At 32.4% G+C, this 14043-nt stretch carries 16 protein-coding genes; 15 read left to right on the forward strand and 1 reads right to left on the reverse strand.

Translation table 11 applies throughout. From position 1 onward, the window contains the following. Positions 1-40: 40 nt before the first annotated feature. Positions 41-1057, forward strand: a complete 1017-nt coding sequence (locus WBN21_RS08020; RefSeq protein WP_424199138.1) for a glycosyltransferase family 9 protein — start codon at positions 41-43, stop codon at positions 1055-1057. Positions 1058-1099: 42 nt separating this feature from the next. Here the strand turns inward: WBN21_RS08020 and WBN21_RS08025 are convergent, their stop codons facing one another. Beyond that, entirely contained in the window at positions 1100-2158 is a 1059-nt protein-coding gene (locus WBN21_RS08025; protein WP_424199140.1) for a 2Fe-2S iron-sulfur cluster-binding protein, read from the reverse strand. A gap of 117 nt (positions 2159-2275) precedes the next feature. On the opposite strand from WBN21_RS08025, the gene WBN21_RS08030 reads away from it, so the two are divergent. From WBN21_RS08030 to WBN21_RS08095, 14 genes are all read left to right on the forward strand, one after another. Beyond that, positions 2276-2614, forward strand: coding sequence for a PadR family transcriptional regulator (locus WBN21_RS08030; protein WP_424199142.1), 339 nt, complete (start codon positions 2276-2278; stop codon positions 2612-2614). Positions 2615-2698: 84 nt separating this feature from the next. Further along, positions 2699-4177 carry a DUF5687 family protein gene (locus WBN21_RS08035; protein WP_424199144.1) on the forward strand — a complete coding sequence of 493 codons (1479 nt, stop codon included), beginning with the start codon at positions 2699-2701 and terminating at the stop codon, positions 4175-4177. Between the two features lie 12 nt (positions 4178-4189). Continuing rightward, positions 4190-4885: an ABC transporter ATP-binding protein gene (locus tag WBN21_RS08040; RefSeq protein ID WP_424199167.1), complete on the forward strand. Its 696-nt coding sequence runs from the start codon at positions 4190-4192 to the stop codon at positions 4883-4885. A gap of 118 nt (positions 4886-5003) precedes the next feature. Continuing rightward, a complete protein-coding gene (locus WBN21_RS08045; protein WP_424199145.1) occupies positions 5004-7562 on the forward strand; it encodes a tetratricopeptide repeat protein in 2559 nt (852 codons plus the stop codon). A 14-nt stretch (positions 7563-7576) separates the two neighbouring features. After that, entirely contained in the window at positions 7577-8011 is a 435-nt protein-coding gene (locus WBN21_RS08050) for a bactofilin family protein (RefSeq protein WP_424199147.1), read from the forward strand. Beyond that, on the forward strand, positions 7959-8201 hold the full coding sequence (locus WBN21_RS08055; protein WP_424199149.1) for an AtpZ/AtpI family protein: 243 nt from the start codon (positions 7959-7961) through the stop codon (positions 8199-8201). Before WBN21_RS08050 ends, WBN21_RS08055 begins: the two co-directional genes overlap by 53 nt. Next, positions 8198-8596, forward strand: coding sequence for a DUF6168 family protein (locus WBN21_RS08060; RefSeq protein WP_424199151.1), 399 nt, complete (start codon positions 8198-8200; stop codon positions 8594-8596). The genes WBN21_RS08055 and WBN21_RS08060 overlap by 4 nt, the downstream gene beginning before the upstream one ends. Before the next feature lie 102 nt (positions 8597-8698). Continuing rightward, positions 8699-9775 carry a F0F1 ATP synthase subunit A gene (gene atpB, locus WBN21_RS08065; RefSeq protein ID WP_424199153.1) on the forward strand — a complete coding sequence of 359 codons (1077 nt, stop codon included), beginning with the start codon at positions 8699-8701 and terminating at the stop codon, positions 9773-9775. A 34-nt stretch (positions 9776-9809) separates the two neighbouring features. Beyond that, positions 9810-10001 carry an ATP synthase F0 subunit C gene (atpE, locus tag WBN21_RS08070; protein WP_424199155.1) on the forward strand — a complete coding sequence of 64 codons (192 nt, stop codon included), beginning with the start codon at positions 9810-9812 and terminating at the stop codon, positions 9999-10001. Between the two features lie 76 nt (positions 10002-10077). Then, on the forward strand, positions 10078-10578 hold the full coding sequence (locus WBN21_RS08075) for a F0F1 ATP synthase subunit B (RefSeq protein WP_424199157.1): 501 nt from the start codon (positions 10078-10080) through the stop codon (positions 10576-10578). 6 nt (positions 10579-10584) lie between these two features. Further along, complete coding sequence (gene atpH, locus WBN21_RS08080; protein ID WP_424199159.1) at positions 10585-11121, forward strand: ATP synthase F1 subunit delta; 537 nt, start codon at positions 10585-10587, stop codon at positions 11119-11121. Between the two features lie 28 nt (positions 11122-11149). Further along, positions 11150-12730 (forward strand): F0F1 ATP synthase subunit alpha, encoded by a 1581-nt coding sequence (atpA, locus tag WBN21_RS08085; RefSeq protein ID WP_424199161.1) that lies wholly within the window; start codon positions 11150-11152, stop codon positions 12728-12730. A 115-nt stretch (positions 12731-12845) separates the two neighbouring features. Beyond that, a complete protein-coding gene (gene atpG, locus WBN21_RS08090) occupies positions 12846-13706 on the forward strand; it encodes an ATP synthase F1 subunit gamma (protein ID WP_424199163.1) in 861 nt (286 codons plus the stop codon). Positions 13707-13819: 113 nt separating this feature from the next. Beyond that, positions 13820-14043: oligosaccharide flippase family protein (locus WBN21_RS08095; protein ID WP_424199165.1), on the forward strand; the 224-nt coding region annotated here is incomplete at its 3' end.

Raw genomic sequence — 14043 nt, forward strand, 5'->3', positions numbered from 1 at the left:
TATTCCTGCGTAGGCAGGAATCTTATACTAAATAGTTGAGATGCCAAATCAAAAAAACATTTTAGTCATCCGACTTTCTGCAATGGGCGATGTGGCAATGACAATTCCTGTTTTGCGCGCCCTTACCAAACAATATCCCCAACTTAAAATAACCGTTTTAACTAGGTCGTTTTTTAAACCATTTTTTAGAGATTTGCAAAACGTGACCGTTCATGGTGCCGATTTAAAAGGCGAACACAAAGGTGTTTTTGGTTTATATAAATTGGCGAAAAGTTTAAATAAGAAACAATTTTCTGTTGTTGCAGATTTGCACAATGTATTAAGAAGTAAAATACTAAAGCGCTTTTTACATTTTGATCAATTTAATGCCATTGATAAAGGCAGAAAAAACAAAAAACTATTAACTTCAGGTAAAGTGTTTAAGCAACTCAAAACAACGCATCAAAGATATGCTGATGTTTTTACCGAATTAGGTTATAAAATCGATTTAGCAAATCCAAGGTTTCCTGAAAAAGCAGCATTAAGTTCAAAGCTTGTAAAACTATTAGGAGATTCTTCAAAAAAAATGATTGGGATTGCGCCTTTTGCGGCCCATGATGGTAAAATGTATCCATTAAGCTTAATGAAACAGGTTGTTGAAAGTCTATCTCAAGACCACCAAATTATCTTATTTGGTGGCGGTAAAAATGAGGCTGAAATACTTAATGATTTCCAAAACAATTTTGATAACACTATTAATCTAGTTGGGGAATTGTCACTTGATGAAGAAATGGATGTTATTTCAAATCTAGATGTAATGCTCTCCATGGATTCAGGAAATGCGCATATTGCTGCTATGTTAGGAATAAAAGTTATTACTATTTGGGGCGTTACACATCCGTATGCTGGTTTTGCACCATTTAATCAACCAGATAATTATGCTTTATTGCCAGATAGAGCAAAATTTCCATTAATCCCAACATCGGTTTATGGAAATAAATATCCAGAAAATTATAAAGCAGTTTCAGGTAGCATTTCGCCAAAAGTAGTTGTAGAAAAAATCAAATCAGTACTTTAAGTAAAACTTTTAACCACCTATTTTACAGTTAAATACAAGAGTTTAAACATCATCATAGTCAATTGTTAAACTTGGCGTAGTTGGATGCGCTTGACAAGTTAAAATTAGACCTTCAGCAACTTCGCTTTCGGTTAAAATGTTGTTTTGTCTCATAGTCGCTTTACCTTCTGTTATACGTGCTAAGCAACTACTGCAAATGCCACCTTGACAAGAGTAAGGAGCATCTAAATCTTCATCTAAGGCCGCTTCAAGAATAGTTTGTTTCTGAGACATTTCAAAAGTTGTAGTCTCATCATCAACTGTAATGGTAATTTTTGTAGTTCCTGTTGTGGCATTACCAGCTTCGTTAACTTCTGCTGGCTTGGCTGCTTTAAAAAGCTCAAAATGAATACGGTTTTCGTCAATATCATGTTCTGTTAGAACATCTTTAACGGTATGAATCATAGCTTCTGGCCCGCAAAGGTAAAAAGCATCAACTTCAACATGTTTATGCTTGTTTTTCATGACATAGTTAACGGTGCTTTTTTCAATTCTTCCAAAAATAGAATCATCTTCATCTTGTTGGCTAAATACAAATTGAATTGAAAAACGATCTTTATATTCATGTTGTAGTTCCAAAAGTTCATTAAGGAACATGGTGTCACTAGTTGTTTTATTCCCATAAACCAAAATAACTTCACTATATACTTCTTCTTCTAAAGCACATTTTATAATACTTAAAATTGGCGTTATTCCACTACCAGCGGCAAAGAGTGCTATGTTTTTGGTTTTAGAATCGTTTGGTTCGAATGTAAATCGACCTTTAGGAGGAGCAACCTCAATAGTATCTCCCGCCTTTAAAGAATTATTGGCAAAAGCCGAAAATGTACCATCTTCAACTTCTTTTACAGCAACTTTTAATTCACCACTTTTTGGTGATACACAAAGCGAATAATCGCGACGTACTTCATGGCCATCAATTTCAGTTTTTAAAGTAATGTACTGGCCAGCTTTAAATTTAAAAGTGTCTTTAAGATTTTCAGGAAGATTAAAAGAAATACTGATGGCTTTATCGGTTTCTCTTTTTATGTTTTTTACTGAAAGTTTATGAAATGATGACATATATAATAGTTTTAAACAAAAATAGTGAAGCCGATAAAAATAAGGTCTATTTTTCTGCAAAAAATTATACATAAGACTTTAATGCATAAAATAATTATGTATATATTTGATTAATCGATGAAAAGCACAAACCTCTATAAAGGCAGTCTAACAACCATTATTTTAAAGCTCTTAAACGAGCACGACAAAATGTATGGGTATCAAATTACGCAAAAGGTAAAAGCCATTACTAAAAACGACCTTCAGTTAACCGAAGGCGCTTTGTATCCAGCATTGCATAAATTAGAAGCTCAAGGTTTGCTACATGTTGAGGTTTCTAAGGTTGGAAATAGGGTGCGCAAATACTACCGACTTACAGAAGAAGGCACCAAAGAAACCGTAAAAAAACTTGCAGAATTAGAAAGCTATATTAGAAATATGCGGGCTTTGGTAAACCCTAAATTTCGCGATGAATAATTTGAAACCTAAAATAGTTTATAATAAGTGTAACAAATTAAATGGCAGAAACACTTACATTTAAGAAAACCAAAAACACCAAAAATGATTAAACAATTTTTAAGTTTAGAATGGAAGGCTTTTTTTAGGTCTGCTAGTTTTGGGAAAAGTTTGGGCATAAAAATATTTATGGGCTTTTTAAGCTTATACTTTATGGCTATCTTTTTGTTAATGGGTGTTGCCTTGTTTCCTGGACTAAAAAAACTTTTCCCAGAAAAGGATCCGCTTTTAATAGTGAACAGTTTTTTATTCTTTTGGGTTATTGGCGATTTAGTATTTCGTTTTTTCTTTCAAAAATTACCTGTTATGAGTGTATTGCCATTGCTAACACTTCCGGTTAAAAGAAGCAAGATTGTAAATTATGTTTTGGGCAAATCTGCATTTTCATTTTTCAATTTCCTTCCATTATTTGCCATTATTCCATTCGGAATAACATTAATAGTAAATGATTACCCAATAGCCAACGTAATAACATGGATGTTTACCTTAATTCTGGTTGTTCTCATCATCAATTTTTTAAACTTTATAATAGAAAGTTTTTCTGCAGAAACGGAGTTATCCTTTCTGCCTATAATCCTTATTTCTGGTGGCTTATATACTCTTAATTATTTTGAAATCATTGCTTTTAATGAACTACTTGGAAATGGTATCAACGCTATTTATCAACATCCTTTTTTAATAACCGTGCCATTATTAATTCTCGTTTTTTGCTATTTTTTAAATTTTAAATTATTAAGAAAAAAGTTGTTTTTAGATAGCGGATTAAAAACTAAAATTAAGGAAGTAAATGCTTCAAATTTAGATTGGACTAAGAATTTCGGCGACATTGCTCCATTTATGCAGCTCGATTTAAAATTAATTTGGCGTAATAAACGCACCAAATCATCAGTTTGGATGATAGCCTTTGGGTTACTTTATGGGCTGTTTTTTTATGTTAATCCAGAATTTATAAAAATGACACCTTCCTATATTTTTGTAGGTATATTTTCTACAGGTATATTTTTAATGAACTTTGGTCAATTTATCCCTGCTTGGGATAGTAGTTATTACAAACTATTAATGACTCAAAATCTTAAATACGAACAATATTTAAATTCCAAATTTACTTTAATGGCAATAAGTGTTTGTATACTCTTTGTTTTAGGAATTCCTTATGTGTTCTTTGGATGGAAGGTATTGTTAGCCCATTTTGCAGCAGCTATATATAATATTGGTGTAAATACGCATGTGCTTTTATTAGGAGGCTCTTTCAATAGAAAAAATATAAATTTAGACAAAAAAGCTGCATTTAACTATCAAGGAACTGGTGCAGTACAATGGTTAATAGGCATTCCTTTATTCCTTTTGCCAATGGGAATATTTACCGCTTTTTATTTTCTAATTGGTTTTGAAATAGCTTGCTTAATTTTAATAATTCTTGGCGTAATAGGAATTGTGTTTCATCAAAAATTAATGAAAATAATTACACAAAAATATCTTGATTCAAAATACAAAATGATTGATGCTTTCAATCAAAACAATTAATTCGATATTATGATGATAACAACTTCTAATTTATCAAAAAAATACAGCGGTAAGCAAGTTTTAAATATTGAATCGTTAGACATTCCTAAAGGGCAAAGTTTTGGTTTGGTAGGTAATAATGGTGCCGGAAAAACAACTTATTTCAGTTTACTTTTAGATTTAATTCAACCAACCACAGGTTATATAAAAAATAACGCAATCCAGGTTAATAAAAGTGAAGACTGGAAACCGTTTACATCGGCATTTATTGATGAAAGTTTTTTAATTGGGTATTTAACTCCAGAAGAGTATTTCTATTTTATTGGCGAGTTACGCGGTCAAAATAAAGCTGATGTTGATGCACTTGTTTCTAAGTTTGAAGATTTTTTTCATGGGGAAATTCTAGGTCAAAAAAAATATTTACGCGATTTAAGTAAAGGAAATCAAAAGAAAGCAGGCATTGTTGCAGCGCTTATTGGATCCCCTGAAGTCATTATTTTAGACGAACCGTTTGCAAACCTAGATCCAACAACACAAATAAGACTTAAGAATATTATAAAGGAATTAGCTGAAAAACAAGGTGTTACCGTTTTAATTTCAAGTCACGATTTAATGCATGTAACCGATGTCTGCGAGCGTATTGTGGTCCTCGAAAAAGGCGAGGTGGTAAAAGATTTAGCAACTAGTGCAGCCACATTAAAAGAACTTGAGGAGCATTTTTCCAACTAATGCATTTGTTTAAAAGTCGTTACATTTTTTAGGTAAATACAAAAAGATGCTTATTTTTACGTTTCTATATAATAATAGCGCGAGTTTATAGTTATTATTTAGACTAAAAACACCAGCATTGAAAACACCTACTAAAGCCATACTATTAGTTATTTTCTTAACTTTTCTAGCATTAAGTTGTTCTAGAAAAAAAGATAAATTTATTAATAGAAATTTTCACGCTGTTACTTCAGAATTCAATGCACTTTATAATGGCTATAATGCTTTAGAGCAAGGAAAGCAATCACTTAACGATGCTTATTTTGACAATTATTGGGAAGTATTACCCATAGAACGCATGCAGATTTTTGAAGATGTTGTGCTTCCGGGTCAATCTAAAAACGAAAATTTTTCAAGAGCTGAGGAGAAAGCTGCAAAAGCAATCCAAAAGCATAGCATGAATATTGATGGTAAGGAGAAGAATCCGCAAATGGACGAAGCTTACCTGCTTTTAGGGAAGGCCAGGTATTTCGATCAACGTTTTGTGCCAGCATTGGAAGCGCTTAATTATATTCTTTATAAATATCCTGCAAGCGATAAAATTAATCAGGCTAAAGTATGGCGTGAAAAAGCAAATATTAGGCTTGATAATAACGAGCTAGCCATTGAAAACCTAAAGCGCCTTTTAAAACAAGAAGATTTAGATGGTCAAGATTTAGCTGATGCCACATCCATTCTTGCACAAGCTTATTTAAATACTAAAATTATCGATACTGCTATTACGCAGTTAGAAATTGCATCAAACGCTACAAAAAATAATGATGAACGTGGGCGATACCGTTTTATTCAAGGGCAATTATATAATGAGCTAGGTTATAAAGATAGCGCCAATATCGCTTTTGATAAAGTGATTGAACTTAATAGAAAAACGCCAAGAATCTATATGATTTCGGCACATCTAGAAAAAGTAAAAAACTTCGATTTTGAAAATGGGAATAAATTAGAACTTACCGAATTACTTACCGAACTTGAAGAAAATAGAGAAAACCGCCCTTTTTTAGATAAAATTTATCATCAGATAGGAGCGTATCATTTAAAAAATGGGTCAAATTCATTGGCTGATTCATATTTCAATAAATCATTACGAACTGATACTAGAGATAAGTTACTTAAGGCTAAAACGTATGAAACCTTAGGCGATATGAATTTTGACGCTTCAGTTTATGCTGATGCAGGCGCATATTATGACAGTACAATGAGTAATTTAGTGCTTAACTCAAAACCTTTTCGAATTATAAAACGTAAACGCGATAATTTAGAAGACGTTATTTATTACGAATCTATTGCGAAGGTGAATGACAGTATTTTAAGACTTGTAAATTTACCTGAAGCTGATAAGTTGGCTTATTTTGAAGGTTTTGTTGAAGAACTAAAAATAGAGGCTGAAAAAGAAAAAGAAAAACAAGAAGCTGCAGAACGTAATGCTGGCTTAGCAACCGTAAACAATAATATTGGCGGGCAACCTAATCGTGTTGGGCCTCAAGCACAAGCAAACAACTTTTATTTTTATAACCCAACAACTATAGCCTTCGGGAAAAATGAATTTGTGAAATATTGGGGTGATAGACCTTTGGAGGATAATTGGAGATGGTCAAGCAAAGGTATTTCAAGCGGAGCAGGTAATAATGAAACAAAAAGTATTGCTGATTTAGCTTCAGAGGAAGAACGTTTCGATCCGCAATTTTACTTATCAAAAATTCCTTCCGACGAAAAAGTCATAGATAGTATCTCTAAAGATCGTAATTACGCTTATTACCAGTTAGGACTCATCTATAAAGAGAAATTTAAGGAGTACGAATTAGCAAAAAGTAAATTTAAAAATTTATTAAATAGTAGTCCTGAGGAACGATTGGTTTTGCCATCTAAATACAACTTATATAAAATTTATGAGTTGTTAGGTGAAAATGACGAAGCATCCATAGCAAAAGAAGAAATTGTTGGTAATTATCCTGATTCGAGATATGCCACTATTTTGAATAATCCAGAATTGGTTTCTGATAGAGATGAAAATAGCCCTGAAAGTTTATATGAAGCTTTGTATATGCAGCACGAAAACCAAAATTATGCCGATGTTATTTCAAAAAGTGAAGACTATATAAAAACGTTTGATGGTGAATCTATGGTTCCTAAGTTCGAATTGCTAAAAGCTACTGCCATGGGGCGTTTATACGGCTATGAAGCCTATCAAAAAGCCATCAATTATTTAGGTATTACATATGCAAATACACCAGAAGGAAAACAAGCTCAAAACATAGAGTCTAATATTTTGCCTAAATTAGCAAGTACCGTTTTTGTTCAGGAAACGGATAGTATTCCTGATAATTATAAAGTTATGTTTCAATTTAAAGACTCGCAAACAGAGCAAATTTCAAGTTTCAAAGAAACTTTGGATGAGATTTTAAAGAATGTAAAATATTATGATTTGAATGCATCAATCGATGTTTATAATCCAGACACTAAATTTGTTGTTGTTCATGGGTTAAAATCTAAACAAGTTGCAAAAACGTTCAATCAGTTATTAACTGACGAAGATCAAAATAAAATAAAAGCCCCCTATTTTGTAGTATCATCTACAAATTATCAAATCATTCAAATTCATAAAAATTTGGATGGCTATTTGAATATCGATAATAATTAAAAACTTAACAAATTATGTTCTCTGATAACAAAAAAGAAAAACAAATGACAGAAGGTACATCAAACCAAAACATTATTGCACAAGGCACTAAAATGGTTGGCGACGTAAACAGTCAAGGCGATTTAAGAATTGATGGTATAATTGAAGGAAACATCAAAACCTCAGGAAAAGTGGTTGTTGGTAAATCAGGATTAATAAAAGGAACCTTAAACGGAACCGACGCGTATTTTGAAGGAAAGTTTTCTGGTAAATTAGCATTGTCTGGCACACTAACCTTAAAAGATTCAGCACATATTGAAGGCGAAGTTGTTGCTGGCAAATTAGCTGTAGAACCTGGCGCAACGTTTAATGTTACCTGCGTTATGAAAGGTACTGTAAAAGAAATGAATAACGGTAATGTCGGACAAACCCAACCACAAAGAAAACCAGAATCAGGGAAAACAGCTTAAGCAAATTGCTGCATTATCTGGTATTGCCATTCAAATGGGTGTAACCATTTACCTTTTTGTTTTATTAGGTAAATGGTTAGACGGAAAAGTTGACGGCACTTCAAAAACGTTTTTAATTATTTGTACTTTAATTGGCGTATCAATTTCTTTGTATGCCGTACTTAAACAAATAAAGAAACTAAATCCTTGACTTCAAAAAAACTTATTACAAATTGCTTAACGGTAGTTTTTGTAGCAACTATTGCGTTTTTTATTCACTATTTAATCAATGCTTCCATATCTAATGGGATTGATTTAGACAAGTTAATTTATTCTTATTGGATAAATATATTGTTGGCCTGCGGTGTTATTATTCTCTTGTTCATATTAAGAAAAAAACTAAAAGATCAATTAGGGTTTGTTTTTATGGCAACTAGTATGCTAAAATTTGTATTCTTCTTTTTTCTATTCTACCCTGAATACAATGAAGACGGTAATATTAGCAGATTAGAGTTTTCAACCTTTTTTATTCCTTATGTTATTTGTCTGGTTACTGAAAGTATTATTTTATCTAAGTTTCTCAACAGTTTAGATAATTCTAATTAATTGAATCTCGGGCAAGTAAATAAAATTAAATTTTGTTTTTTGCTTTTGATATAAAAGTATACCTTTGCACCGATTTTTAAGCCACTATTTATAATAAGTGATATGCAAAATATTATTTCTTTAAAAACTATTTGTTTACTCTTCTTTTTTGTTACAGCGTCTTCATTCGCAAAAGAAGAGCCTAAAGCCGGAGAGAGTGATATAAAAACAGAAATAAAAGAATACATAAATCATCACCTATTAGATTCGCATGATTTTAGCCTAACATCTTACACAACAGATAGTGGCGAGCATAAATATGTTGGATTTCCATTACCAGTTATATTATGGGATAATGGATTAAAAGTATTTTCTTCTTCTAAATTACATCATGGAGAAACTGTTGCTGAGGTAAATGGTAACTATTACAAATCATTCCACGGAAAAATTTACAAAACTGATGCTTCTGGAACTATAAATTTAGACGAACATCATCACGCTACAAACGATAAACCTCTAGATTTTTCTATAACTAAAAACGTATTCACCATTTTTTTAGTTGGGTTATTAATGTTTGTTATGTTTAGCAGAATGGCTAAAAAGTACAAAACAGGGAGCATGCCTAAAGGAATGGGCAGGTTATTAGAACCTATTATACTTTATATAAGAGACGATATTGCTATTCCAAACATTGGGATGAAGAAGTACAAAAAATACATGCCTTATTTACTAACGGTGTTCTTTTTTGTTTGGATTATTAACTTATTGGGTTTAACACCATTAGGTATTAACGTAACAAATAATATCGCGGTAACATTAGCCTTAGCTTTAATAACGTATTTCTTAACAACCTTTACTGCTAATAAAAACTATTGGGGTCACATTTTCTGGATGCCCGGTGTTCCAACTCCAATGAAAATTATCTTAGCGCCAATTGAGTTGCTAGGTACTATAATTAAACCATTCTCATTAATGATTCGTTTGTATGCAAATATTACTGCAGGACATATTGTGTTAATGAGTATTATTGGTTTAATGTTCATATTTAAAAACTGGTTAGGAAGTTCATTATCATTTGGTTTAGCATTTGCTTTATCATTGTTAGAACTTTTAGTAGCCGCATTACAAGCATATATCTTTACTATGTTATCTGCTTTATATTTCGGGTCGGCTGTTGAAGAACATCATGACGACCACTAAAAAAATGAATGTTTAATTTTTAATTATATATATTATGACAATTCCAAGTATTGTTGGTGCAGGTTTAATCGTTATTGGTGCTGGTTTAGGTATCGGTAGAATTGGTGGATCTGCAATGGATGCGATAGCGCGTCAACCAGAAGCTTCTGGAAAAATCCAAACAGCTATGTTAATCGCAGCTGCACTTATTGAAGGTATTGGATTTGCTGCTTTATTTGCAGCTTAAAAAAGCTAAAAACAGCTTTAACGGTTGGTTAAAGCTGTTTTTTTAAATTAAATATTTATTAAAAACATAGATATAAATGGATAAGTTAATTAATGAGTTTTCAATAGGGTTATTCTTCTGGCAATTAGTATTGTTCATTGGATTAGTTTTACTTTTAAGAAAATTTGCTTGGAAACCAATTCTTGATGCTGTTGAAAAACGTGAAGATGGAATAAAAGATGCGTTAGATGCTGCTGAAAAAGCAAAATTAGAAATGACAAATCTTCAAGCTGATAACGAAAAGTTATTAAAAGAAGCGAGAGCAGAGCGTGAAACAATGCTAAAGGAGGCACGTGACATCAAAAACAAGACGATTGAAGATGCAAAAGGAGAAGCTCAAGCACAAGCTAATAAAATAATTGCGCAAGCACAAGCAGCTATTGAAAGTGAAAAGAAAGCAGCCATGGCTGAACTTAAAAATCACGTTGCTGGTTTATCTTTAGAGATTGCTGAAAAAGTAGTACGTACTGAATTATCTAACAAAGACAAGCAATTAAAATTGGTTGAAACGATGTTAGCTGAAAAATCATTAAACTAAGTTATAATGGCGGGATCAAGAGCAGCAATACGTTACGCAAAAGCTTTATTAAGTTTAGCTACAGATCTAAAAACAACTGAGGTTGTAAATAAGGATATGAAGCTAATTGCTGATACTTTAGCAGAAAGCAAAGATTTAAGCGAAGCACTTCAAAGTCCTGTTATTACTGCTTCAATAAAAAAATCTATTTTACTGGAGGTTTTTAAAAATACTGATAAATCGACAAGCAATTTAATAACAACTTTAGTTACAAATAATAGAATTGATATTTTAAAAGAAGTTGCCTTAAAATATAGTCAATTATTTGATGAGTCTAATGGTGTTGAAGTTGCAACGGTAACTACCGCAGTAGAATTATCAGTAGATTTAAAGAAGAAAGTTTTAGCAAAAGCTAAAGAACTTACGGGTAAAAATGTTGAAGTAGAAAATATTATAGATGAAAGCATTTTAGGTGGTTTCATATTACGTATTGGCGATGTGCAGTACAACGCAAGTGTTGCTAATCAACTAAATAAATTAAAACAAGAATTTACATTAAACTAAGGTCTTTTAGATCTAAATAAATAATAAGATGGCAGAAGTAAAACCAGCTGAAATATCAGCAATCTTAAAAAAACAACTTTCAGGTTTTGAAGCTAGCGCTTCATTAGATGAAGTAGGAACTGTATTAACTGTAGGTGATGGTATTGTTCGTGCTTACGGATTAGCTAACGCCCAATATGGTGAGTTAGTAGAATTCGAAGGCGGATTAGAAGGTATTGTACTTAACCTTGAAGAAGATAACGTTGGTATTGTACTTTTAGGTACTTCAGTTGGAGTTCGTGAAGGATCTATAGTAAAACGTACTGAACGTATCGCATCTATTAAAGTTGGAGAAGGTATTGTTGGTCGTGTTGTAGATACTTTAGGTAACCCAATTGATGGTAAAGGACCAATTGCTGGAACAACTTATGAGATGCCTTTAGAGCGTAAAGCACCCGGAGTTATCTATAGAGAGCCAGTAACAGAACCATTACAAACAGGTATTAAAGCAATTGATGCCATGATTCCAGTTGGTAGAGGACAACGTGAGTTGGTTATTGGTGACCGTCAAACTGGTAAAACTGCCGTTTGTATTGATACTATTATAAATCAAAAAGAATTTTACGATGCAGGGGAGCCTGTATATTGTATATATGTTGCTATTGGTCAAAAGGCTTCAACAGTTGCACTTATTGCTAAAACATTAGAAGAAAAAGGCGCTTTGGCTTATACTACAATAGTTGCTGCAAATGCATCAGATCCTGCTGCAATGCAAGTTTATGCACCTTTTACAGGAGCTTCTATTGGAGAGTATTTTAGAGATACTGGTAGACCAGCTTTAATTGTATTTGATGATTTATCAAAACAAGCAGTTGCTTATCGTGAGGTATCTTTATTATTACGTCGTCCACCAGGACGTGAAGCGTATCCAGGTGACGTATTCTATTTACACTCAAGATTATTAGAGCGTTCTGCAAAAGTTATTAATAATGATGCGATTGCTAAAGAAATGAATGATTTACCAGATTCATTAAAACCTTTAGTGAAAGGAGGAGGTTCTTTAACAGCATTACCAATTATTGAAACTCAAGCTGGTGACGTTTCTGCATATATTCCAACAAACGTAATTTCGATTACTGATGGACAGATTTTCTTAGATGGAGATTTATTTAACTCAGGTGTTCGTCCAGCAATTAACGTAGGTATTTCTGTATCTCGTGTTGGTGGTAACGCACAGATTAAATCCATGAAAAAAGTAGCAGGTACATTAAAATTAGATCAAGCACAGTATCGTGAATTAGAAGCGTTTGCTAAGTTTGGTTCGGATTTAGATGCCGTTACTTTAAATGTAATTAACAAAGGAAAGCGTAACGTTGAAATCTTGAAGCAAGCGCAAAATGATCCTTTTAAAGTAGAAGATCAAATTGCAATTATTTATGCAGGTTCTAAAAACTTATTAAGAGACGTGCCTGTTGAAAAAGTAAAAGAATTTGAAAGAGATTATTTAGAATTCTTGAAAGCAAAACATGCAGGTGTATTAAGTACATTAAAAGCAGGAAAATTAACTGATGAAGTTATAGATACATTAACTGCTGTAGCTAAAGATTTATCAGCTAAATATAAAGCGTAAAAAGTTCAGAGTTTAAAGTTATGAGTTCAGAGTTTTTCTCGCTCATAACTTTGAACTTAAAGTATAAAACTAATGTCACTCTGAGCGCAGTCGAAGAGTCTTTATAAATTAAAGAATGGCGAATCTTAAAGAAATACGTAATAGAATATCATCAGTATCTTCAACGATGCAGATTACAAGTGCCATGAAAATGGTATCTGCTGCAAAGTTAAAGAAGGCACAAGATGCTATCACGGCAATGCGTCCTTATTCTGATAAGTTAACTGAGCTTTTACAAAGTTTAAGTGCAACTTTAGATGCAGATTCTGGAAGTGCATATTCTAATCAACGTGAATTAAAGAAAGTACTTTTAGTGCCTATAACTTCAAACAGAGGTTTGGCAGGTGCTTTTAATTCAAACATAATTAAAGAAGCAAATAAACTAACTAAAGAAACTTACGCAAATCAGGAAGTTTCTTATTTGGCTATTGGTAAAAAAGCAAATGATGCTTTTAAAAAGACCAATAGAGTCATTGCTAATAAAAGTCAAGTTTTTGACGATTTAACGTTTGAAAATGTTGCGGAAATTGCTCAACTTTTAATGGATAAGTTTGTGGCTGGTGAGTTTGATAAAATTGTAATTGTTTATAATCACTTTAGAAACGCAGCGACACAAATTATAATGACTGAACAATTTTTACCAATTGTTCCTGTTGAAGGTGCTGCTAATACAAATGCAGATTATATTTTTGAGCCATCAAAATTAGAGATTGTAGAAGAGTTAATTCCAAAATCTTTAAAAACCCAATTATACAAGGGTGTTAGAGATTCTTTTGCCTCTGAACATGGTGCGCGTATGACAGCGATGCACAAAGCAACAGATAACGCGACAGAGTTAAGAGATCAACTTAAGTTAACATATAACAAAGCGCGTCAAGCAGCTATTACTAACGAAATCTTAGAGATTGTTGGTGGAGCAGAAGCTTTGAGTAATTAACAAATTCCTGCGAAGGCAGGAATCTTATAAAATAATTACTAAAACCTAACTTTAACGAGTTAGGTTTTTTTGTTATAAAAACCCTATTTTTAGCCTTATAAATAAGCAAGTTTTTGAGCGCACTAAAATCTTTATTTAAACAAACATTTATTTATGGTTTAGCAACTGTTTTACCACGTATGTTGTCTTTTATTTTAGTGCCCATATATACTAAAGTAATGCCAACAGGTGCGTATGGAGAGGTTTCTGTAATTTTTGCTTGGTTTGCCATCTTCAATGTGTTTTTGGCTTATGGTATGGAAACCGCTTTTTTCAGGTTTTATAATGGTAAGGATGA

The sequence above is a fragment of the Algibacter sp. genome (assembly GCF_049667265.1).
In the GTDB taxonomy this organism is placed as follows: domain Bacteria; phylum Bacteroidota; class Bacteroidia; order Flavobacteriales; family Flavobacteriaceae; genus Algibacter_B.